Origin of the sequence: uncultured Aquimarina sp. (assembly GCF_947496855.1) — a bacterium.
Lineage (GTDB): Bacteria > Bacteroidota > Bacteroidia > Flavobacteriales > Flavobacteriaceae > Aquimarina.
The window spans coordinates 491,625-513,746 of record NZ_CANMED010000001.1 but is presented as its reverse complement, the minus strand read 5'-3'; the positions used below and the strand labels follow the sequence as shown (position 1 = coordinate 513,746).

At 30.7% G+C, this 22,122-nt stretch carries 23 protein-coding genes; 14 read left to right on the top strand and 9 right to left on the bottom strand.

From position 1 onward, the window contains the following. Positions 1 to 29: 29 nt before the first annotated feature. The 3 genes from Q0921_RS02300 (at position 30) to Q0921_RS02290 (ending at position 4,001) form a co-directional block, all read left to right on the top strand. Positions 30 to 971 (top strand): LamG-like jellyroll fold domain-containing protein, encoded by a 942-nt coding sequence (locus Q0921_RS02300; RefSeq protein WP_299252684.1) that lies wholly within the window; start codon positions 30 to 32, stop codon positions 969 to 971. 36 nt (positions 972 to 1,007) lie between these two features. Beyond that, entirely contained in the window at positions 1,008 to 3,200 is a 2,193-nt protein-coding gene (locus Q0921_RS02295; RefSeq protein ID WP_299252682.1) for an acylase, read from the top strand. A 321-nt stretch (positions 3,201 to 3,521) separates the two neighbouring features. Then, positions 3,522 to 4,001: a hypothetical protein gene (locus Q0921_RS02290; RefSeq protein WP_299252680.1), complete on the top strand. Its 480-nt coding sequence runs from the start codon at positions 3,522 to 3,524 to the stop codon at positions 3,999 to 4,001. A gap of 37 nt (positions 4,002 to 4,038) precedes the next feature. Here Q0921_RS02290 and Q0921_RS02285 read toward each other — a convergent pair whose 3' ends face one another. Beyond that, complete coding sequence (locus tag Q0921_RS02285) at positions 4,039 to 5,601, bottom strand: YdiU family protein (protein WP_299252677.1); 1,563 nt, start codon at positions 5,599 to 5,601, stop codon at positions 4,039 to 4,041. 57 nt (positions 5,602 to 5,658) lie between these two features. Next, a complete protein-coding gene (locus Q0921_RS02280; protein ID WP_299252674.1) occupies positions 5,659 to 6,705 on the bottom strand; it encodes a DUF3667 domain-containing protein in 1,047 nt (348 codons plus the stop codon). Positions 6,706 to 6,907: 202 nt separating this feature from the next. Between Q0921_RS02280 and Q0921_RS02275 the strand changes: the two genes are divergently transcribed. Next, positions 6,908 to 8,473, top strand: a complete 1,566-nt coding sequence (locus Q0921_RS02275; protein ID WP_299252670.1) for a M28 family peptidase — start codon at positions 6,908 to 6,910, stop codon at positions 8,471 to 8,473. A gap of 94 nt (positions 8,474 to 8,567) precedes the next feature. On the opposite strand, the gene Q0921_RS02270 is transcribed toward Q0921_RS02275, so the two are convergent. Genes Q0921_RS02270 through Q0921_RS02260 form a run of 3 tightly spaced genes read right to left on the bottom strand, consistent with a single transcriptional unit; the run spans position 8,568 to position 10,441 of the window. Beyond that, a complete protein-coding gene (locus tag Q0921_RS02270) occupies positions 8,568 to 9,473 on the bottom strand; it encodes a DUF5777 family beta-barrel protein (RefSeq protein WP_299252667.1) in 906 nt (301 codons plus the stop codon). Next, positions 9,463 to 10,011 carry a YceI family protein gene (locus Q0921_RS02265; protein WP_299252664.1) on the bottom strand — a complete coding sequence of 183 codons (549 nt, stop codon included), beginning with the start codon at positions 10,009 to 10,011 and terminating at the stop codon, positions 9,463 to 9,465. The genes Q0921_RS02270 and Q0921_RS02265 overlap by 11 nt, the downstream gene beginning before the upstream one ends. Then, positions 10,004 to 10,441, bottom strand: coding sequence for a hypothetical protein (locus Q0921_RS02260; protein WP_299252661.1), 438 nt, complete (start codon positions 10,439 to 10,441; stop codon positions 10,004 to 10,006). The genes Q0921_RS02265 and Q0921_RS02260 overlap by 8 nt, the downstream gene beginning before the upstream one ends. Positions 10,442 to 10,776: 335 nt before the next feature. Here Q0921_RS02260 and Q0921_RS02255 point away from each other — a divergent pair, with 335 nt between their 5' ends. From Q0921_RS02255 to Q0921_RS02225, 7 genes are all read left to right on the top strand, one after another. Then, positions 10,777 to 11,904, top strand: coding sequence for a LytTR family DNA-binding domain-containing protein (locus Q0921_RS02255; protein WP_299252658.1), 1,128 nt, complete (start codon positions 10,777 to 10,779; stop codon positions 11,902 to 11,904). A 357-nt stretch (positions 11,905 to 12,261) separates the two neighbouring features. Beyond that, entirely contained in the window at positions 12,262 to 13,104 is an 843-nt protein-coding gene (locus Q0921_RS02250) for a hypothetical protein (protein ID WP_299252655.1), read from the top strand. Between the two features lie 100 nt (positions 13,105 to 13,204). Continuing rightward, positions 13,205 to 13,555, top strand: coding sequence for a cytochrome c (locus Q0921_RS02245; RefSeq protein ID WP_299252652.1), 351 nt, complete (start codon positions 13,205 to 13,207; stop codon positions 13,553 to 13,555). Between the two features lie 10 nt (positions 13,556 to 13,565). Further along, the gene (locus Q0921_RS02240; RefSeq protein WP_299252650.1) at positions 13,566 to 13,994 is read left to right on the top strand and encodes a hypothetical protein; all 429 of its coding nucleotides are present in this window, start codon (positions 13,566 to 13,568) and stop codon (positions 13,992 to 13,994) included. An 18-nt stretch (positions 13,995 to 14,012) separates the two neighbouring features. Next, entirely contained in the window at positions 14,013 to 14,558 is a 546-nt protein-coding gene (locus tag Q0921_RS02235; protein WP_299252647.1) for a YceI family protein, read from the top strand. A gap of 1 nt (position 14,559) precedes the next feature. Continuing rightward, entirely contained in the window at positions 14,560 to 15,474 is a 915-nt protein-coding gene (locus Q0921_RS02230; protein ID WP_299252644.1) for a DUF5777 family beta-barrel protein, read from the top strand. 53 nt (positions 15,475 to 15,527) lie between these two features. Further along, the gene (locus Q0921_RS02225; RefSeq protein WP_299252641.1) at positions 15,528 to 15,875 is read left to right on the top strand and encodes a hypothetical protein; all 348 of its coding nucleotides are present in this window, start codon (positions 15,528 to 15,530) and stop codon (positions 15,873 to 15,875) included. Positions 15,876 to 16,127: 252 nt separating this feature from the next. On the opposite strand, the gene Q0921_RS02220 is transcribed toward Q0921_RS02225, so the two are convergent. From Q0921_RS02220 to Q0921_RS02205, 4 genes are all read right to left on the bottom strand, one after another. Beyond that, on the bottom strand, positions 16,128 to 16,820 hold the full coding sequence (locus tag Q0921_RS02220; protein ID WP_299252638.1) for an SCO family protein: 693 nt from the start codon (positions 16,818 to 16,820) through the stop codon (positions 16,128 to 16,130). Further along, on the bottom strand, positions 16,786 to 17,391 hold the full coding sequence (locus tag Q0921_RS02215; RefSeq protein WP_299252635.1) for a hypothetical protein: 606 nt from the start codon (positions 17,389 to 17,391) through the stop codon (positions 16,786 to 16,788). Before Q0921_RS02215 ends, Q0921_RS02220 begins: the two co-directional genes overlap by 35 nt. Then, positions 17,378 to 18,124 carry a YHYH protein gene (locus Q0921_RS02210; protein ID WP_299252632.1) on the bottom strand — a complete coding sequence of 249 codons (747 nt, stop codon included), beginning with the start codon at positions 18,122 to 18,124 and terminating at the stop codon, positions 17,378 to 17,380. Before Q0921_RS02210 ends, Q0921_RS02215 begins: the two co-directional genes overlap by 14 nt. A 61-nt stretch (positions 18,125 to 18,185) precedes the next feature. Next, positions 18,186 to 18,494, bottom strand: a complete 309-nt coding sequence (locus Q0921_RS02205; protein ID WP_299252629.1) for an EF-hand domain-containing protein — start codon at positions 18,492 to 18,494, stop codon at positions 18,186 to 18,188. A 190-nt stretch (positions 18,495 to 18,684) separates the two neighbouring features. Here Q0921_RS02205 and Q0921_RS02200 point away from each other — a divergent pair, with 190 nt between their 5' ends. The 3 genes from Q0921_RS02200 to Q0921_RS02190 all read left to right on the top strand — a co-directional run bounded on the left by Q0921_RS02200 (position 18,685) and on the right by Q0921_RS02190 (position 22,105). Next, positions 18,685 to 19,704, top strand: coding sequence for a sensor histidine kinase (locus Q0921_RS02200; protein ID WP_299252626.1), 1,020 nt, complete (start codon positions 18,685 to 18,687; stop codon positions 19,702 to 19,704). Continuing rightward, positions 19,697 to 20,368 (top strand): LytTR family DNA-binding domain-containing protein, encoded by a 672-nt coding sequence (locus Q0921_RS02195; protein WP_299252622.1) that lies wholly within the window; start codon positions 19,697 to 19,699, stop codon positions 20,366 to 20,368. The genes Q0921_RS02200 and Q0921_RS02195 overlap by 8 nt, the downstream gene beginning before the upstream one ends. A gap of 630 nt (positions 20,369 to 20,998) precedes the next feature. Continuing rightward, positions 20,999 to 22,105, top strand: a complete 1,107-nt coding sequence (locus Q0921_RS02190; protein ID WP_299252619.1) for a hypothetical protein — start codon at positions 20,999 to 21,001, stop codon at positions 22,103 to 22,105. The last annotated feature ends 17 nt before the right edge of the window (positions 22,106 to 22,122 follow it).

Sequence of the window (22,122 nt, the reverse complement as noted above, 5' to 3'; positions counted from 1 at the left end):
TAACCATATTAACACACACCAATCATCTCATGAAATCTGTAAAATCTAACCTTCACTACAATATTATTTTTGCCTTAGCGCTATCTTTTATTACGGTATCTTGTGGGAAAGACAATACCAAAAAAGATAATGCCTCAAAAAATAATGTTCCAAACGATGTAGCTAAAAAGGATACTACAAAAACAGCATTAAAAAAAGCTTTAACTTTCTATTCATCTTTTGATAAAGGAATTGATGCAGATTTTTCTTTAGGAGACCCTAAATTATACACTGTTCCATCAAGAAAAGCTAGAGATTCTGCTCAGGTAGGGTTACATAAAAAAGATATTAGTATTGCTGAAGGTCAAGGATTAAAAGGAGATGCATTACTGTATAGTTCTAGTAATAAAGGTTATATCTATTATGCTAGTAAAGATAATATTGCTTATAATAACAATGACTGGAATGGAGCAGTATCTTTTTGGCTCAGCCTTGATCCTGCTACAGATTTAGAACCAGGATATTGTGATCCAATCCAAATTACAGATGTAAGTTATAACGATGCATCTATTTGGGTGGATTTTACTAAAGAAAACCCAAGAGATTTTAGACTCGGAGTTATTGGAGATAAAACTTCTTGGAAAAAAGACACAACAATATCCGATAACGATGATTCTGTTTTTAAAAATCAATTAATACCAGTATCTAAACCTCCTTTTGCTAAGGGAACTTGGACACATATTTTTATTAATTTTAAAAGTCTAAACACAGAAAGAGGTGAAGCTTCTTTATATATTAATGGTGAATTAAAAGGAAAACGCGATGATATTACAGATCCTTTTTCGTGGGAATTAGAAAAATCTAACATTTACTTAGGATTGGGGTATATAGGATTGATGGATGAACTTTCTATCTTTAATAGAAATCTCACTCAGCAAGAAATTTCCGCATTATTTGCTCTAGAAAACGGAGTTCATACACTTCTAAAATAACCATTCAATCATTCCTCAGATTATAAAATAAGTTCTATGCTACGATCAAAAATCATATTTTTTTGCGTTACCACCTTCCTGCTTTTCTCTTGTAAAACTGAAACTAAAATAGAAATTAGTGATGAAGAAAAACGTTGGCAAGAGCATTCACTAAACACAACAATTATAAGAGATGATTTTGGTGTACCACATATCTATGGAAAAACTGATGCGGATGCTGTTTTTGGATTGTTATACGCGCAATGTGAAGATGATTTTAATCGTGTAGAGCAAAATTATATTTGGGCTACTGGGCGTTTAGCGGAAGTTGAAGGAGAGAAAGCTATTTATAGCGACTTACGCGCAAAACTATTTATGACAGAAAAAGAGGCAATTGCAAATTATGAAAAAAGCCCACAATGGCTCAAAGAATTATGTATTGCTTTTGCTGATGGTATTAACTATTATTTAAAAACACATCCTGAAGTGAATCCAAGATTATTAACACATTTCGAGCCGTGGATGCCTATGTATTTTAGTGAAGGTTCTATTGGTGGTGATATCGAACGTGTTTCTACTCGTAAAATTAGAGCGATGTATGAAAATGGTATGGAGTTACCTATATCAGAAGAATTGGCCCTTCATAAAGAAAAAGAAATGCTAGAACCACAAGGCTCTAACGGAATTGCAATTTCTGGATCATTAACGAAGTCAGGAAATGCAATGTTATTGATTAATCCACATACTTCATTTTATTTTAGAGGAGAAGTACATGTAGTAAGCGAAGAAGGGTTAAATGCATATGGAGCTGTTACTTGGGGACAATTTTTCGTATATCAAGGATTTAATGAAAAAACAGGCTGGATGCACACTTCTACCTATACCGATGTCATTGATGAATTTACAGAGACTACCACTAAGAAGGATGGAAAACCCATGTATAAGTATGGAGACGAACTACGATCTGTAGAACAGTATGAAGTTGTTTTAAAATATAAAGATGGGAATACGATAAGAGAAAAAACATTTCCGGCTTATAGAACCCATCATGGTCCTATTACACACCTTAAAGATGGTAAATGGGTTGCAACAGCATTAATGTGGGAACCTGTAAAAGCACTAGAGCAATCCTATATACGTACTAAACAAGATGGATACAAAGGGTTTCGTACTATGATGGATATAAAGACAAACTCTTCCAACAATACAGTCTACGCGGATGCGGAAGGAAATATAGCCTATTTTCATGGTAATTTTATTCCTATTAGGGATCAATCTTTTGATTACACCAAACCCGTTGATGGAAGTAATCCTAAAACAGATTGGAATGGATTACATCCTGTAAATGAGGCTATCACTCTTTTAAACCCAAAAAATGGCTGGTTACAAAATTGTAATTCTACACCTTATACTGCAGCGCTAGAGTTTAGTCCAAAAAAAGAAGAATATCCTACATACATGTCTATTGACAGAGAAAACTTTAGAGGTGTCCATGCTATTGAATTACTAAAGAACAAAAAAGATTACACAATAGACAGTCTTATATCATTAGCATATGATCCATATTTACCAGCATTCGAAAAATTAATTCCAGGGCTTATAAAGGCGTACGACAAAATCGACAAAACTAAAACATTAGGAAGTGCAATAGAAATCTTGCGCAATTGGGACTACAAAACCTCTAAAGAATCTAAAGCAATGACATTAGCTCATTTCTATGGTACCAATTATGCGAAAAAAGGAAAAAGACCAGGAGAAAGAATTAGTGATATGGCACTCCTTACTTATTTTGGTGAGAAATCTCCTATAGAAGAAAGAATATCTATATTTAAAGAAACGTTAGAACAGTTAGAATCTGATTTTGGAGGAATTCTTCCTTGGGGTGATGTAAATCGTTTTCAACGTGTTAATGGAGATATAAAACAACCGTTCGATGATAGTAAACCTAGTACTGCTGTTGGATTTGCATCTGGACGCTGGGGAGCGCTTGCTGCATATGGAGTTCGTTATACAAACAATACCAAAAAAATCTATGGAACCAGAGGAAATAGCTTTGTTGCAGTTGTAGAGTTTGGTGATAAAGTGAAAGCTAAAACTAGTTTAGCTGGTGGTCAAAGCGGAAATCAAGATTCTGTACATTTTAATGATCAAATACAACCCTACGTAGATGTAAAATTTAAAGAGGCAGCTTTTTATAAGGACGATGTGCTAAAACGAGCTAGAAAAACATACCATCCTGGAGAAAAATAGAATTGTACTACCTGTTTAAATAAAATATGTTAACTATTTAAAAAACAAGTATCTACATATCCATAAAATCTTTAAATATTATTTTTTAATATTATAAAATGTTAGGCAGCATCGAGGTCTCTATTTGATCAAAATAACTTAATAAAAATTAGATGGATTATTCTTTTTAAAACAAAAAAATCACGGAAAACAGTGATATCTGATTAGTGGATTCTTACTAATTTCACAAAGAGTAGAGCGAAGATGAAAATGCAATAAATTAACAATTTATCAAATTGAATATTCCGAGCTTAAAAACAATATTAAGTAGATAAAAATTACATGAATCGAATTACAAAAAATAGTGTACTGGTCATCGTAACTTTTCTTTTCATTACAGCTTTTAACTCAAAGGAAATGAATCAAGAAAAATATAAGGAAATAAAAATTGAAACCCTAAAAAAAGGTCCTTTTAAATATTATCAAGCAGAAATACAAACTGTTAAAGGACTAGAAGGTGCCATTTATTTAAATGACACAAAACTACTTGATATTGAAAAAAGTCATTCTGATCAATTAAGCAGCAATCAAGCCCAAGATCTAATTACAAACGGTACCAATGAGATTAGACTAGAGATATCTTCAATAAACGAAGATATAAAAAAAGACTATTTTTCGGAATGCGTTGCTTTTATAGCTATACACGGTGTAAGTGAAAAGATATTTCCTTCTAAAGAAACACAAATAATTCGTTTTAAATGGAATCCGGAAAAAAATCAAAAAACAGCGTATATAAAATATGTATTCGAACTTAAGAGATAATTCTATTTTATGACACTATCTTATTTATTTCGATAAATTAAGAACTGCAAGATAACATAGAACAACCAATCTTATTTCTTGCCCAATCCGGACGTTTTGCAAACCATTTATCATATTTTGGTTGCTCATTATATGGATTTTTTAGCATCTGGTATAACTCATCGATTAAATTATAATCACCTTTATCAGCGTTATCAATCGCCAACTGAGCCATATAATTACGTAGAACATATTTAGGATTAATACTATTCATTCTATCTTTTCGCTCCTTATCTACTATTTGTTCTTTTTCTAATCTAGTATTGTATTTTAGAAACCAAGTATTCCATCTGTTTTTAATATCATTTTCTATATCATGGAGATTGTAAAAAGAATCATTTATTATAGCATACCAATTAGAGGTTTTTCCTTTCTCAAAATTAGCTAAATTTCTAAAAAAAATAGTCATATCAGTCTCTGAGAGCTGCAGTAATTCTTCTAAATCTTGTATTAGAAGATGATCATTTTCCTGATAGAAAAATAATCCAATTTTAGTAATCATCATATTTACATATGCTTTCGTATATGTTTCTTGATAATCATTTAATACTTTTTCTAAAGAATCTGTTTCTTCTATTAAGGGATACAATGCATTAGCCAGTTGATATAAATTCCAAAGTACAATTTCTGGTTGTGTTCCGTATTTGTAACGTTTAAACTGGCTATCTGTAGTGTTAGGAGTCCATCCTAAGTCATAATCTTCTAACCATCCGTAAGGACCATAATCTATCGTTAATCCCAAAATAGACATATTATCTGTATTCATAACACCATGAACAAAACCTACTCGCTGCCAATCAATAACCATTTTCAGGCTTCTTTTACTAATTTCTGAAAGAAGTGCGATATACGCTTCTTTACCACTTACTTTTATTTCAGGATAGAAATGCTTTATTGTGTAATCAGCTAGTAGTTTTAAGTTCTTATGATCACCATGGGCTGCAAGAATCTCAAAATTTCCAAATCTAATAAATGAAGGTGCCACACGACATACAACAGCTCCTTTTTCATAGGCTGCATTTCCATTATATAGTACATCTCTTAATACTTGATCTCCAGTGATAGCCAGAGACAAAACTCTAGTAGTTGGAACTCCCAGATGATACATCGCTTCACTACATAAATACTCACGAATAGAAGATCGTAAAACTGCTAAACCATCTGCATTACGAGAATACGGAGTTTCACCCGCTCCTTTTAACTGAATAGCCCAACGATTTGAGTTATGAACAACTTCAGCAAGATTAATAGCACGACCATCTCCTAATTGCCCGGCCCAGTTTCCAAATTGATGCCCCCCATAATGCATAGCATAAGGTTTAGTTTGCTCTATAACCTTATTGCCAGTCATTATTTGTAAAAACTCATCTGATTGTGCATCTTCTTTAGAAAGCCCTAATTCTTTACTCATTTCTTCTGAAACATGTAATATCTCTGGATTTCTTGTTTTCTTTGGAGTCACATAAGAAAAACAAGCATTTCTGACCTGTCTTCGGGAATTTTCAAGTATTGGATCAGAAGGCAGTTCTTCTGAAAAAGTATTGTTTATATTTAATTTCATTACTTAATTATTTCTAGTAATAGTTATAGTTTTGATCCAGAAATTTTAATCATTCTTTTAATATAATAATATTGAAACCAGGATAATACCCGTAAAAGCAAATGGTACTATAATCATCATATATACATAACTAATAACAAATCCTCGCAAAATTGCACCTATCCAACTACTCTTGTAAAAATTTCTAAAAGCAACGATTAAATAAATAATAAATGATAAAAAGAACAAAACCTGTAACCAAATAGGTATTTGAACAACTAAATTAATTAAAATCAGAAAACAGAGCGAGGTAAAAACAAATGTGAAAAAATAAAAGCTAAATACCATATGATGTGCAAAAGTTGCTCTTTTCCAATAAAATACTTTTAGTAAAAATGCAAATAATGGTAACATTAAAAACATCGTAATAGGAATCGTATCGTAGAGTGTCTTCAGAATCCCTCCTCCTTTTTGCTCATAAAGTTTTAAAATCTGTGCGAAGAATTTTTTAGTAATCCCCCCCTCTTCATCCAATCCCATAAATTTTAATTTTTCTTCTAATGGAGCATCCCTTGCTATTAAAGAATCCAGCTGCTTTCGTTTAAAACTGAATGAGGATTTAGATGACATTTGTTCAGCAGACATTAAGGAATCAAGGATTTTAAGATCTTTTTTCGCTATTTTAGGAAGACCTGGATTCTCCGTTAGTGCCTTTTTAGCTATTTCCACACCAATAGAATCTTTTTTAAAATCTAATGAGTCTAAAGCGGTCTCTCTATTAAATTGTTTTTTTAATGTTCTACTTAAATCATCATCAGCTTTTCTGATGGTAAATGAAAAAGCAAAAAAGAACACAACCGAGATAAAAAGATAAAACTGCGCAGGATGCAAATAAGAAAGACGTTTTCCATCTACAAAAAGTCTTGCCAAAACACCTGGTTTTGTCATCAAAGGGATAAAACTCTTGAAAAAACGAGCATCAACAGCAAAATAATTACCTATCGTATTACTAAATAATACTCCAAACGTTAACTTATCAGCGGTTTCTTGTCCACAATAAGGACAATAATCAAAAGATTCATCAAAAGATTCATCACAATTTTTACATTGGTTAGTAGTAGACATTTTTAATCATTTGTTTAAATGTACTGAACGAAATTACAAATATATTTTGATCTATTTATGTTAGTTTCTATCCTTCTAAAATGTAATTAAAAGTACTCTGAAATATTCAATCACGTCTATTTTTGCAATCACTTAACAAAATCACACATTATTTCTTGTATTTTTGGCTGAAATCATTCAATTAATATTCACACATCTTTTTATGAAAAAAGTAATTTCCGTTTTAATAATAACGGCATTCATTGCAGCTTGTGGTACTAAAAAGAGTACTACGAGTTCATCCACAGAAACAAAGAAAGTAGTTAGTAATCCAGTAACCTATGCCAATACAATTACTTCCGAAGATTTGAAAACTGCATTATATACATATGCATCTGATGAATTTCAAGGAAGAGAAACTGGTAAGCCCGGACAAAAATTGGCTATTAATTTTCTGAAAGACCATTATATCAAATATGGTGTGCCTGCAGCTAAAAGTGATGGTAATTATTTTCAGGAAGTACCGCTTGATATTACAGGTAACCCTGATGTAAAACTGAGTGTTAACGATAAGTCTTTTATCTATAAAGAAGATTTCATCTCTCTTTCATCAGGAAAAACTGATAATTTTTCTTTAGATGAAATTGTTTATGCAGGATTTGGAATTGATGACGAGAAATTTTCAAACTACACAGATATAGATGTCAAAAATAAAGTTGTTCTTATCAAATCAGGCGAACCAAAAAAAGTTGATGGAACATTTACAATCACTGGGACTTCAGAAGGATCAAAATGGTCAAATATGAGACAACAGTTTGCAGCAAAACGCAATGCCGCTAAAGAAAAAGGTGCTAAGGCTATATTATTCTATTTCCCAGAAGTTTATCAAATGGCGGTAGCACAATTTGGGAATGCATCCGGTAGAATGGCGCTTTCAGGTAATTCTGAAGAAGCTTACTTCTTTTTAATTAATAATAATTTAGCTAAGGCTTTGTTAATTGATATCGAGACAAATAACACATCCAATACCATAAAAACTAAAATGACTGTGAACTACAAAAGTGTTTCTGAAAAAGTAATTTCGGAAAACGTAGCTGCATTTATCAAGGGATCTGAGAAGCCAGATGAAATTATTGTGATATCAGCTCATTTAGATCACGAAGGAGTAAAAGATGGAAAAGTCTACAATGGAGCTGATGATGATGGATCCGGTACTGTTGCCGTGATGGAAATTGCTGAAGCTTTCGCAAAAGCAGTGAAAGATGGGAATGGACCAAAAAGGTCTATTTTATTCCTTAATGTTACTGGAGAAGAAAAAGGTCTTTTAGGATCTCGTTATTATACTGATGTGGATCCTATTTTTCCATTAGAAAATACAGTCGCAGATTTAAACATCGATATGATAGGTCGAATAGACCCGAAACGTACAAGCGAAAACAGAAACTACGTATATTTAATAGGTAGTGATAAGTTAAGTACTGAACTTCATAACATTTCTGAAGAAGTAAATACTAAATACACGAATGTAGAATTAGATTACACATACAATGACGAAAATGATCCTAATCGTTTTTATTACCGATCGGATCATTATAATTTTGCAAAAAATAACATTCCGGTGATTTTCTACTTTAATGGAACTCATGATGATTATCACCAACCAAGTGATACTGCGGATAAGATAGAGTATGATTTATTAGAAAACAGAACTAGATTGGTATTTTATACTGCTTGGGAATTAGCAAATCGTGAAAATCGAATAGTTGCAGATAAAGCTGAAAAGAAATAATAATAAGAATAGCTTTCAAGAAAAGAGGCCTGATCAAATCGATCAGGCCTCTTTTTATTTACTATTAGCGTAATTGTTTTATAAAAAACGTGTGTTACAGTTTTTTCTGATTAAAATGTAAAACATACGTAGCATTAAAGCCAAAAACAAAATTTCCATCACTAAGATTAAAATTATTAGGCGTTTGTGTTATAAATGCATCCTCAACCATATTTCTTGCATTTGTCATCTGAAATTGAAGCATTAAATCACTCATTTCCCAATTAACACCTAAAACAAAAGCATCATACGTATCAATTGACTCTAGTGGGTTGGCTAAATAATAATACTCTGAAACTATTGATATATGACCACCTACCTTATACCTTGCTCCTATTCCTAGCGCAAAATGATTATTTGGATCTTCATCTAAAGAAGAGCCTCTGTGAATATATGTAGGTGATAACTGTAATGAAAACTGAGAGGTGAATTTACGTGCTATTAAAAGCTGACTAGTAAATGCCATACGATCTATAAAATCATCAGACAACTCTACACCACCATAAACCTCATTACTCTTACTGCTATAGGAAGCATTCTGAAAAAGAGTAACACTAAAAGGAGAACCCTTATCATTTTTTACTTGTTTTATAAGATTATATTTTAAAAACCCATCAAAGATTCCGTCTAAGGTTGATCCTCCCGCTCCAAAAGTTAATCTATTAGACAAACCGTATTCTAACGCTATTCTTGCTGTCCATTTATCAGCAACAAAACTTTGGCTAGGACGATTAGGTATGTTCCAAAATAAATTCATAGCCTTTATTTCCAAAACTCCTTTTCTTCGGTTTTCTATAGAGTGTCCTAATGAAATACGAGTTCCTTTGAATGTAGCTATTTCATACTGAGGTTCATCTGGATATTCCTTTTCTAGTTTATCCAATAAGTCCTGAGCATTCGCCGGAACACTACATCCAATTAGCATAAGGATAAACAAAAGAAAAAATGTATTATTTTTCATAAGGTTGATATTCAAATCTGAATTTAATTGATATATTTTTAGCTATATTAGGTGCTAAGATTGGTGGGATTTTAATCTCGAAATCTTTAACAATGACTTCAAAATCACCTGTTATTAAATACGTTCCATCGATATTTTCGATACTTGTTTTAATTTCTACCTCTTTAGTAATATCTCGAATAGTAAGTGTTCCTTTTACCATTTTGGTTTGAATTCCTTCTGCTAAAGGATCAAAGTCAATAATACTACCTTGAAAAGTGGCTTTAGGATATAAATCCGATTCAATATAGCTTTCATTAAAATGCTCGTGCATTAGTGATTTCTTAAATACAAACGCATTCATTAGCATACTTATAGCGATCTCATTTTTCGAAAAATCAACAATGCTTAAAACCTGATTGTTTTTGGCTTCAATATTTTCTACAGAAGTATACGAAAAGAAAGACACCTGTCCCTGACGGGTAATAACTTGATCTGATCTATTATCAGAATCCATAAAATTGATCAAAAGAGATAGTAGAATAATAATTCTATTCATTGCTTTGTTGGTTAATCAGCATACAATTTAGTAATATAGCATCTTTAAGAAATCCTTTACAAACTCCTTTCAGTACAATATTCTGACCTTTTACTAGTTTTTTTATTTCCATAATTTGATTGGATTGCATATCACATAATACGCCAGAATTTTTATTATTACCATACAATATTACTGTATTTCGCTTATTTAAAAAAGTAACTTCTTTTACTACACCTTCTACTTCTATTATTTTATCTTTATAAATTGAATTTGCATTTTTTTCATTGCGAATAAACGATGCTGTAAGATTTTTAGAGCTTGTTTTTATTTCTGTAGACACCTTATCGATATCAATATCTGTATAATTACAAAATTCAAAATAGATATAAAGACCTCCTAACAATAGTAAGGTGATAAGAGAGAAAGTTATTTTGTTTTTTTTACTCATTTGTTATCAAAACAAAACTAGTGCTTCTTGATGATATTATTTTGATTTTATAAAATATAATCTTAACAATGATATAAATCTTTGGTATGTATCTGTTTTCATATTTTGTTTATTTAAAATTAGAATTATAAACAAATTAACAGTTAATGGAATATTCTATCATTAAAAATATACTTAAGAACGAAAAATAGTCGTTAAAAAGGAAAATATACATTCGAATGATTCATAATTATTTCAATGTTTAAAAACAATAGGGCAAAAAATATAGTATTTTCGTTTCGGAAACAATCAATAAGCATATCAAGTAATTATTAAAAGTGATAGCTACATAGTCAATGAGAAAAGACAAATTATACTTCTTAACTTTTATTTCTATATCTGTAATTTTTTTAATTATTGCATCTTTTGGGGTAAAGTACTTTATTAAATCAAGTGCCAATCAATTAATAGAAATACAATTAGAGTCTAGTAAACGAGAAGCTAACGAAATATCAAAATTAACTGAAAGTCAAATAGCTGAAGGTATCGTAAAATCAAAAATTGTCAGTAGCGTTCAAAATGCTATTGAAAACACTCACAACGAAGCTTCTTTCATTTGTTTATTTGATTGGTCAGGAAAACAGGTATGTCATCCAGATATTACAAAAGTAGGATTAAAGGTAAATTCAGATCAATCACTGATAAAATCATTAAATGAAGAGGATAGTTCCGATAAATTATATGACCTCCTTATTAACCAAAGAAAGGAAAATGATAGTATAACCAGTGCCGAAATAGTATCTGAGATTGTTTATATATCACCTGTGAAAGATTCTGATCTTATTGTAGCTGCACAAGTAAATCTAAGTAAAATATCTGCTCAAATAAGAAAATTGAAAACAAGTTTTTATACCATTTTTGCTCTAATGGGAGGATTAATTATTCTCTCTTCTTTTTTTGCAGTTCGAATTATTGGGAGTTATTACGAAAAGCAATTAGAACAAAAAAATATAAGTTTAGAAAGTGAATTACTTAACCTATCTAAATTAAACACCGATCTTATTGCGTATCAACAAAAAGTAGTTGAAAATACCGAAGAAGAATCAATAGAATCACTGGAATCAACGGCAGAATCTTCGAAGGAATCTAGTAAAAAGAGAATTCTAACCTATATCAGGAATGAATTGATTCCTGTTCCTATAAATAATATATCATATATATACACAGAAAACACTATAACCTATATCGTATGTTTTGATGGTAAAAAATCTACTAGTAATGATAGTTTAGATGATATTTTAATGAATCTAGATACTTCTCTATTTTTTAGAGCAAATCGCCAATTTATAATAAGTATTACCGCCATAGCAAAAATCATCAAATATGGAAATAGTCAACTTAAAATTCTGATCAAAGATGCAGATGTTGAAATAATCATAAGTAAAAATAAAGCTGCAGAATTTAGACAATGGCTAAATACTTAATGCACATTTGTTTTTTACATTATACATTCTTCTTAAAAATTATAAACATACGTTAACTCCCTCTATCCTTGTCTGTGAAATAGTTATTTTGATAGATTCAGGTTCTTTTATAAAGATAATTTAGATAGACATTATGTGAACATTTTCTAATGAGAATGATGTAAAATACTCATTTACAGATTCTTAATTGTTAGTTATTTATTCAATTATAGTATAATTCGACAAACAAAGAATGCTTTATAATTTCAAAGCTTTTTTTTCCTTTTTAACGCTTCTTTTTCCTTCTCACACACTTTAATTTGATTTTAGCTCCTTCATTGATTGTTATTTGTGGTATAAATCATAAATAATTTAAAAATGAAAAACTCAATTTTCTTATTACTTACTTCAATATCATTGTTATCAAGTTGCAGTAGTGATGACGCAGATCAACAAATTATCACAGAACCAGAAGCTAATAGTATAAAACTAGCTGACAACAATGTACACGGAAAAATTCTTACTGATTCTGAAGGTATGTCACTTTATTTCTTCTCAAGAGATACCAAAGTACAATCAGAATGTAATAACGACTGTAAAACAGCTTGGCCAATATTTTATCAAGCTGATTTAACATTAGATGATGGATTAGAAGCTTCGGATTTTGGTGTTATTACAAGATCAGATGGTGATAAACAAAATACATATAAAGGATGGCCTTTGTATTATTTCCTTAATGACAATGTAGCTGGGGACACTAATGGAGATAAGATTGGTAATAATTGGTATATCGCAAAACCCGACTATTCATTAATGTATGCAGAAGCGCAATTAATTGGTAGAGATAGTGATGGAAATGATCAAAATTTCACAAGCGAATATACTCCTGGAGATGAGCTTACTTTTTATATGACGAGCAGTAAAGGTAGAACTATATATACTTTTAACAATGACACAAAGGACAATAACAACTTTACTACAGAAGATTTTTCTAACAATTCAGTATGGCCGGTTTTCCATATCGATATAGATAGATTACCGAGTATTCTTGATGCCAACGATTTTGGATCTATAGATGTTTTTGGCACACCGCAATTAACCTATAAAGGAAGACCTCTCTATTATTATGGAGGCGATGTAGAAAGAGGAGATAATTATGGAATAAGTGTTCCTAATCCAGGAATATGGCCAATTGCTAATACAGACACGACAGAGCTTTAAAAAAATAATTATTGGTTTATTTATTAAGTAGTTAGTTAGTTGATCATAAGAGGAAGATAAGGTTTTCTTTCTTCCTCTTATACTTAAAATTCTTTTCAAAATGAATATCATTTCAAAAATTAAAAGCACACTGATAATAACACTAAGTATCACTCTTTTCTCTTGCGAAACTAACGTAGAAGAAGATGTCGATATAATCATAGAGGAAGAATCTTGTGACACCACTATTTCCTTTACAGCTAGTATTAAACCTATTATTGATAGTAACTGTATTACCTGTCACGGAGGAAGCCAATTTCCTGACTTAAGAACTTATGACGGTATTAATAATAACTCAGCTAGAGTAAGAACTCAAGTTGTAAACAGAACAATGCCACAAGGTGGCTCATTAAGCAATGAAGATATAGAACTGATTCGTTGTTGGATAGAAAATGGTGCATTAAACAATTAAATTAAATCCGATGACAAAAAAAAATAACAAAAAAATTCTTATCACTGGAACCATTATTCTATTAGCTGGTGTTTTTGTTTTCTTCAAGATATACAACAAGCCCCATATAGATGTTTCTGCCGCTAAACCTAATATATCAACGGAGGCGGGTATTTTATTAGGTGAGTTTCTAACAAATGAAACAGAAGCGAACTCAAAATACTTAGAACAAATAATTCAGGTTGTCGGCACCATCGCAGAAATTGACACGGATAAAAATGGTAATGCTATTATCGTTTTAAGAAAAAATGATGATATCGAGAGTGTAATATGTCACATATTACCAGAAGAAAACAAAAAAGCTAGTAACCTAAAAATCGGTCAAGAAATCAATATTAAAGGCATCTGTACCGGATATTTGATGGATGTAATATTGGTAAAATGTGTAATCCTTAATTAACAATTTAATTATAAAAAAATGAAGTTATTAAATATATTATTATTCAGTTTATTATGTACTGTGGTTTCCTTCGGGCAGGGTAAATTCCTAACAAAACAAGGGAACACATCATTCTTTTCTAGTTCTCCTGTAGAAGATATTAAAGCAGATAATAATCAGGTGTTAAGCATAATAGACACATCAACAGGGGCAATTGCTATTTCTATACTTATGAAATCCTTCATGTTCGAAAAGTCATTAATGCAAGAGCATTTTAATGAAAATTATGTGGAATCTGATAAATACCCTAAAGCTATTTTCAAAGGCAAAATACTGGACTTTAATGATGTTAATGAAAACGAACAAACAGTATCTATAGTCGGAGATATTACTATTCATGGTATTACTAAGAAGCTAGAAACACAAGGCACGATCAAAAAAACCAATGAAAACATATCGGTAAATGGAGATTTTCTAGTAAAAGTTGCTGATTTCGAAATAGAAATACCATCGGTAGTTGCGAATAATATAGCCGAAACAATAAAAGTGTCATTTGAATTGGATCATAAACCTTACAACAAATAACATGAGAAAAATAGTATTTGTTTTTATACTTTGGGCGATTAGTTCTCAAACATTTGCCCAAGACCTATTAGATATTTTAGAAGAGGAAACTCCACAAACAAAAAACTACATTACTTCTACCTTTAAAGGGACTAGAATATTAAATGGTCATTCGATAGAAAATCGTAAAAAAGGAATTTTAGAGTTTGTAATCTCTCATCGTTTTGGTAGAGTAAATTTAGGAGCTGATGAATTATACGGATTAGATCAATCCAATATTCGTTTTGCATTTGAGTATGGATTATCTGATAATATTATGCTAGGTGTTGGTAGAAGTAGCTTTGATAAAACATATGATGGATTTGTTAAATATAAATTTTTAAAACAAAGTTCTGGTAAAAATTATTTCCCATTTACCGCATCTCTTTTTACTAGTATTGCGTATAGAACGCTAAAAGATTTTGACCCAAACAATGAACCAAGCTTTAATCAAAAGCTATCTTATGTTACTCAAGTATTAATAGCTAGAAAATTCAGTTCGGGGTTTTCTTTACAAATTACTCCAACTTACATTCATAGAAATTCTGTAAAAATCAATGAAGATCCACACGGCATATTCGCCGTCGGTGTTGGTAGTAGAGTAAAATTAACAAAGAGAGTTTCGATAAATGGAGAATATTTTTATACAGTAAATCCATTGGAATCAATTGATGCTTCAAATTCTATAGCTTTTGGAGTAGATATAGAAACTGGAGGACACGTCTTTCAGATAATACTATCTAATTCTATAACTATGATAGAAAAAAGTTTCATTACTGAATCCACCGATGATTTTTTTGATGGTGATATACATCTTGGCTTTAATATTTCAAGAGCTTTCCAAATTGGAAACAAAGAGAAGAAAAAACTAAAAAAAATGAAAAATGCTGGCATGTAAATAAGTAAGATTACCGTCAAAATGAATATTAAACAAATTACATTATAAGCAAAATGTTTAGAAGAAATTTTAAAGTTAAAGGAGAAGATGTCGATGATTTTATGGTAATGCAGGAAAATGCTTATCAAAACTATACATCGTCAATACTTAACTCTTATTTATTTGAAAAAGGATACGCTAAGCAAAAGAGAAAAACAATCAACTTTGATTTGCAAGAATTCTTAGAAACAAAAAAAATAAGAAAACACTTAATGTTTATGCAAGATTTTTTTATAAATATGGAACTCTTGTCTTTTGATGAAACTCAACAAAAATTAACGGTTAGAAATAGTTTTTTTAATTCTAGTAATGAATTATGCGTAACGGCAAAAACTAGTATATCTTGGTTTGATCACAGCTAATAAAACATGGTATACATAAAAAAGCATAGATAGATAGATAAATCAATTATTTAATTAAAACTACTTGATAGAAAAGTCAATGGGGTGAAATTGCTATGAAGAATAGTTTAGACTAGATGATTGATATAAAGAAAGGCTGAATTCTTAAGGATTCAGCCTTTCATATTATTAAAAGTTCTTTCAAAAATAAATCTTTCCATAAATACAAAAAATACTAAATCTTCAGTTTTATAGTCTTTGGCTAATAAATTTTTAAAAATTCGTTTCTGATTTCAAAGTATTAATATCAACTATAAGTTGTTTAATTGACGTCCTATTCAGACCATTATAAATCCCACGGATATGTCTGTTTTTATCAATTAACAAAAAATTCTCTGTATGCAAGAAATCTTCTTCATCCTTTTCCACTCCCAGATCCTCTTCTACAAAATAATGATTCCTTCCTAAATCATAAATCTGCTTTCTATCACCAGTCACTAGGTGCCATTTATTATCAATAATTTCTTTCTCTTTAGCATATTTTAGTAAAACAGGAACAGAATCATGTTCAGGAGTTACAGAATGCGATAATAACAATATGGTTGAATCTGCTTTAAATTCTTTCTGAAGCTTATTCATATTTTCGGTCATTTTTGGACAGATGCCTGGACAGGTAGTAAAAAAGAAATCTGTTATATATATTTTATTTTCAAAAGTTTTATTTGAAATCGTATCTCCAAGTTGATTTACCAGGGTAAAATCCGGTATTACATGAAATTCTTTTTCTTCCTGACTACCGGGCGTCAACCAATGTGGAGTAAATGTAGCTTCATTAAAATAAGGTAGTGATTCTACCCTACTTGTTTCTTCTACTTTATAATCTTTACAACCACTTATAAAAACCAATAAAGCAACAATTAAGTATACCATTTTATTGATATTGTACAACTTCTTTTTCCAGTTCATAACATAAATTTGAGCGTCTAAGACCAAAAACACGACCATTTTTAGCCTCATAGTTAACATATATCTTACCATTTTCTAACCAAGCTTTTTGCATCCCCTCTTCTTTCCCATAATTTATATTGGTTTGCTTCGATAACTGTCCGGTTGGATACCATTTTTGCTGAATCCCATGCTTTTTTCCATTTATATAATTTGATTTTGAAGCTAAAGATCCATTACTCCACCAGATTTCTACTACTCCATCAAGACGATTACTTTTATAAAAACATTGCTTGCGTAGCGTTCCATCAGAAAACCATTTTTGGGCAATTCCCTGTTTTTTTCCTTTATAATAACCAACCTTTTCTTCTAAAACGTTATTTGGATGATAACTCATTGCATATCCAGAAAAAAGTTGATTATTATAATACCATTTTCCTTCATTTGATTTAAGAACCAACTTTTTCTTAAACACCCGTTTATTATGAATATTTGTAACATTTTCAGTGTATAGTTCTATACTCTCTGAAATATTTTCACAACTGATCAAACAAAGGAAAATGGCGATATAATTTATTTTAATTAACCGCATTTGGAGTTCCATTATATGGTCCAGCAAAAACTATATAACTACCTGTCGTAGAATATAACTCATTGATTATATGATAATGATATTCAGCTTCATCAATATGCTGGGTAGTACTTGTATGTCCTCCAGACGCATCTAAATCAATTGGGTATGTTCCTAAAGAATTACATTTTCTGCCATAAATAAAAAAGCCATCCGCAATAATTCCTATAAGATCCTCATCATCGTCTGACCATGCTCTCGGTTCTAAATGATAATGATATTCTGATGGGCCAATATGCCCTCCAGAATAATCTAAGGATGCTGCAGCTTGATCTAAAGCACCGTTACCTTCTTGATCATTAAAAAGCGCTGCTCCACTTATAGCTATCCCAATAGCTCCAAGAGATGTAGCAGTTGTATTACTAGCCAATTGAGGATCAGTAGAAACCATTAATGTAGCGGAGGCATCATAATTAGGAATCAAACTTGGTGTTGCTGCAACATCAGGTTCATCTATGTATAACGCATTACCTTGTCCCCAATAAGAGCTAGTATGATTTGGTCTTCCGGTAGTTTCTATAACCACATTAGAGCCATCTAGATAAATATCCGTTTCGTCTGTATCGAACTCAGCAAAAGCTGCATGAAGCTCAGCTACTGTCCCATCATCATCGGTAATATCAATGTTGTTATCATCATTACTACAAGCTATTAAAGTAATGACTAACACGAATAGTCCAAATATTGTTGCCACTATTTTATTTTTTTTCAAGTTAAGATTCATTATTTTTTCGATTTAGTTCATTAATGTTATATTATTGTTCTCTGTTTGGAGGATCTTTTCTTTCTGGTTTAGGTGCTTTCTCTAGTTCTTCTTTTGTGATGAATCCATCTTCATCCATATCGATTTTAGAAAAGTCTCTTTTCAATGGTCCTTTTACTTCTTCTTTAGTTAGTTTCCCATCCTCGTCGGAATCCATCATTTTAAAGATTTCTTCTACACTTGGAGGTTTTTGATCTCTATCTTTTCTGTCTTTAGACTGAGCATTTGATGTACAAGACACCATAATAGTTACCAATCCTATTATCAATCCTAAATTCATTTTGTTTCTTCTTAAATTCATATCTATACGTATTATTATTTCTTATATAGACTATTAAATTAATCAAAAGTAGTAGTATAAATCTCTGTTATCAGTGAATAACACTATCTTTTCAGTAGATGATCGTTTTTAACGTATAGAAAGTATGTATAAAAAGGGTTTACATTGGATTTTACAAAATCACTGACTTTATTTTTCATTAATTTGCAATATGAGTACATCAAAAAGATTTTTTTTTCAAATACTTTTATGGTTAACTGTCTGGATAATTCTATCATTGGGTCAAGTGGGTAATCGTAGATTGTTTATAGAAAACTTATTAATGTTCAGCTTTCAGGTTTTTCTTATAGCAGGCCTTATATTTTATCTTGCAGAGAAATTTTTATTTAAGAAAAAATATGTACTCTTTTTAGTAATCTCTATTTCGGCGATTGGTATATGCACATTTATTTCTTCTAATCTATTTACTCCCCCAAGAATGCCTCCGGTTGAAGAATTCAGACGTTTACCTAGAAGACCTCCATCCAAGTTTTTGATTACATTATTGTTTTTAACCATTTCATATGTAATTGCTACATTTATAGAGACTTTCCTTTTTGCACAAAAGAAAGAAGAAGAAACTATCCGGAGTAAAAATGAAAACCTTCAGACTGAACTTAAACTTCTTAAATCACAGATTAATCCACATTTTTTATTTAATTCTCTTAATAATATTTACGCACTTTCAGTAATGGATTCTGATAAAACACAACAAAGCATTAGTTATTTATCCAATATGCTTCGATATGTTTTATATGAATGTGAACGACCTTTAGTACCTCTCGAAAAAGAAATTACTTATATCGAAAATTACATCAAATTATTTTCGCTAAAAAGCAGTAAATCATATCCAATAAAAACAAATTTTAATGTATCTGACAATAATTTGATGATAGCTCCAATGCTATTCATCCCTTTTATTGAAAATGCATTTAAGCATAGTAATATTGAGAAAAATAATGGTTCTTATATACATATCAGAATTAATGTTACATCACAAAATATTGTATTTCAGATTGAGAACAGTATTCCAAAAGAAAAGATACAAAAAGATAATGTTGGTGGAATTGGATTAGAAAATGTTAAAAAAAGATTGAGTATATTATATCCAGAATCACATCAATTAGAAATTAATGAATCTAAAGAAATATTTGAGATTATGTTAAACATAAAATTTATTGATAATGTTTAAATGCCTTATAATAGATGACGAAGAATTAGCAAGAGCTCTTCTAAAAACGTATATCAATAAGTTAGATTTTATTGATATAGTTGGCTCGTTCGAAAGCCCTATTGAGGCTATAGAATCGCTTAAAAAACAACCTGTAGATCTAGTCTTCTTAGATATTCAAATGCCAGAATTAAAAGGCACTGATTTCGCAAAAATAATTCCTTCATCCACACAAGTTATTTTTACAACTGCTTATTCTGAATATGCATTAGAAGGATTTGAATTAAACGCATTAGATTATTTACTGAAACCTATTACTTTTAATCGGTTTTTAGTTGCTGTGAATAAAATTAAAAAAAATATTACATCTGTAGATGGCGAAGAGACCATTACCATTAAATCAGGATATGATTTGTACAAAATTAAATATAACGACATTCTTTATGTCGAAAGCGATAGCGAATATGTTGTTTTTAATACAATCAATAAAAAAGTAATGAGCCATCAAACATTAAAATCTCTTAATGAAACATTACCAGATAGCTCTTTTATGAGGGTTCATCGTTCATTTATAATCAATAAACATAAAGTCACCTCGTTAAAAGGAAAAGATCTTTTCTTATCGGAAATAAAAATACCAGTAAGCGCTACTTACTATGAATTAGTTAAAGAGCAGTTATTTTAAATTGAATAAAAGGGCCTTTTTTCTACTAATTATCAGTTATTGAACTCTTTATACTTGAGCTAACAAAATATAAATTGCGTTATACAAAAATAAATAATTATGGCGCAATCATCTTTTCAAGTTCAAACGTATACGTATTATAATTAGTCTTCCAGAAGTACAAGTAAAACAAATTTAATTCTAGGAGGATCTAGTGAACAAACCTGCTCGGTTAGGTTTAGAGAGGATCTTAATGCAGTTCTTCCTGTTGCTAAACAATCCGGTTCCTATTATAGTTTCTTTTATCATTACAATCAATTACAACATTTGATTAACATGTTACGAAATGAAAATCCAATTTACGTATACTTCAATAATGACCATGGATTTAACAACTCTAGAATATCTACAGCTAGTGAGCCTGTAGGTGAGGAAGAATTGAATTAATAAAAAGTAATGATAATATGAACCGGGAAATAGCATCCTTTTTTCCAGTTTCAAATATTTCAAAAGACTAAAAATAAGCAAAAAGTTACTCGATGTTCATCAGTTAGGTTCGATATCAACTACAGTATTGGCAATTATTTAACTCTAAGAATTATTCATTTTTATTACTTTTAAAACTATTGATCTATTCATAAATCACAAATCATGAAAACACTCACCTCTTTTATTATTTCATTGATCTTATCTTTTTTTGTTAATAATGCTCAAGCAAATTCTTCATTAAAAACAAATTTCAAAACCGGAAATCCAGGCATTACTTCTATTCACAAAATGACGTTTGGTCCTGAAGGTATTCTTTTTATTGGCGACAGTAATGCCGCCCAGATTGTAGCGGTAGATCTTAGTGAACATCCAAAAATAGATAATTCTAAAGTGAAATTAGATCAATTAGATAAACTAATAGCTGATATGATGGGTACTACCATCGATCAGATACAGATTACGGATATGGTGGTTAATCCAGGTAATGACAATATCTACCTATCTATCAATCACAGCTCAGGAGTTCCTATATTACTAAGAGTAGAAGATAATATACTAAAGCAGGTTCCCCTTGATAATGTTTCTTATAGTAAAACAATTTTAATAAATCCCGTAACCGAAGAAGCAAAAGATCGTAGAGGCCGAAAACTACGTAAATGGGCCGTGGCTGATATTAAATATATAGAAGGAAAAGTGTTGTTATCTGGTTTGAGTAATCAAGAGTTTGCTTCTACATTTAGATCAATTGATTTTCCATTTAGTGAAAAACAAAATTATAGCTCGTTAGAAATTTATCACGCTGCACATGGAAAATACGAGACTCATGCTCCAATAAAAGCATTTATCCCAACTGATATTAATGGAAATCCACACCTAGTTGCTAGCTATACGTGCACTCCATTAGTAGTTTTTCCGATGAATGAAATTAAACCTAGCGAACACAATAAAGGTAGAACTGTTGCTGAACTAGGAAGCGGAAACTCTCCAATAGATATGATTGAGATTGAAAACGAAGGAAATCGTTATTTACTTATTGCTAATAGTAATAGACCATTAATGAAAATAGATTTTAAAGACCTCGAAGCATATAAAGGCTCTCTTACCACACCTGTTGTTAAAAAAGGAGCTGCCGTTGGTGTAGATTATGTAAACCTGCCATTTGTTAATGTACAACAACTAGATAAACTAGGTGATAGTTTTATTATGGTACAAAGAGAATCCAATGGAAATTTAGCACTAAAAACAGGAAATAGTTGGTGGGTGAAATAATTAGGTTCATAACGCAC

Coding starts and splice junctions, on each gene's coding strand:
- Q0921_RS02300 (WP_299252684.1), top strand. CDS start 30: ATGAAATCTGTAAAATCTAACCTTCACTACAATATTATTTTTGCCTTA.
- Q0921_RS02295 (WP_299252682.1), top strand. CDS start 1,008: ATGCTACGATCAAAAATCATATTTTTTTGCGTTACCACCTTCCTGCTT.
- Q0921_RS02290 (WP_299252680.1), top strand. CDS start 3,522: ATGAATCGAATTACAAAAAATAGTGTACTGGTCATCGTAACTTTTCTT.
- Q0921_RS02285 (WP_299252677.1), bottom strand. CDS start 5,601: ATGAAATTAAATATAAACAATACTTTTTCAGAAGAACTGCCTTCTGAT.
- Q0921_RS02280 (WP_299252674.1), bottom strand. CDS start 6,705: ATGTCTACTACTAACCAATGTAAAAATTGTGATGAATCTTTTGATGAA.
- Q0921_RS02275 (WP_299252670.1), top strand. CDS start 6,908: ATGAAAAAAGTAATTTCCGTTTTAATAATAACGGCATTCATTGCAGCT.
- Q0921_RS02270 (WP_299252667.1), bottom strand. CDS start 9,473: ATGAAAAATAATACATTTTTTCTTTTGTTTATCCTTATGCTAATTGGA.
- Q0921_RS02265 (WP_299252664.1), bottom strand. CDS start 10,011: ATGAATAGAATTATTATTCTACTATCTCTTTTGATCAATTTTATGGAT.
- Q0921_RS02260 (WP_299252661.1), bottom strand. CDS start 10,441: ATGAGTAAAAAAAACAAAATAACTTTCTCTCTTATCACCTTACTATTG.
- Q0921_RS02255 (WP_299252658.1), top strand. CDS start 10,777: ATGAGAAAAGACAAATTATACTTCTTAACTTTTATTTCTATATCTGTA.
- Q0921_RS02250 (WP_299252655.1), top strand. CDS start 12,262: ATGAAAAACTCAATTTTCTTATTACTTACTTCAATATCATTGTTATCA.
- Q0921_RS02245 (WP_299252652.1), top strand. CDS start 13,205: ATGAATATCATTTCAAAAATTAAAAGCACACTGATAATAACACTAAGT.
- Q0921_RS02240 (WP_299252650.1), top strand. CDS start 13,566: ATGACAAAAAAAAATAACAAAAAAATTCTTATCACTGGAACCATTATT.
- Q0921_RS02235 (WP_299252647.1), top strand. CDS start 14,013: ATGAAGTTATTAAATATATTATTATTCAGTTTATTATGTACTGTGGTT.
- Q0921_RS02230 (WP_299252644.1), top strand. CDS start 14,560: ATGAGAAAAATAGTATTTGTTTTTATACTTTGGGCGATTAGTTCTCAA.
- Q0921_RS02225 (WP_299252641.1), top strand. CDS start 15,528: ATGTTTAGAAGAAATTTTAAAGTTAAAGGAGAAGATGTCGATGATTTT.
- Q0921_RS02220 (WP_299252638.1), bottom strand. CDS start 16,820: ATGAACTGGAAAAAGAAGTTGTACAATATCAATAAAATGGTATACTTA.
- Q0921_RS02215 (WP_299252635.1), bottom strand. CDS start 17,391: ATGCGGTTAATTAAAATAAATTATATCGCCATTTTCCTTTGTTTGATC.
- Q0921_RS02205 (WP_299252629.1), bottom strand. CDS start 18,494: ATGAATTTAAGAAGAAACAAAATGAATTTAGGATTGATAATAGGATTG.
- Q0921_RS02200 (WP_299252626.1), top strand. CDS start 18,685: ATGAGTACATCAAAAAGATTTTTTTTTCAAATACTTTTATGGTTAACT.
- Q0921_RS02195 (WP_299252622.1), top strand. CDS start 19,697: ATGTTTAAATGCCTTATAATAGATGACGAAGAATTAGCAAGAGCTCTT.
- Q0921_RS02190 (WP_299252619.1), top strand. CDS start 20,999: ATGAAAACACTCACCTCTTTTATTATTTCATTGATCTTATCTTTTTTT.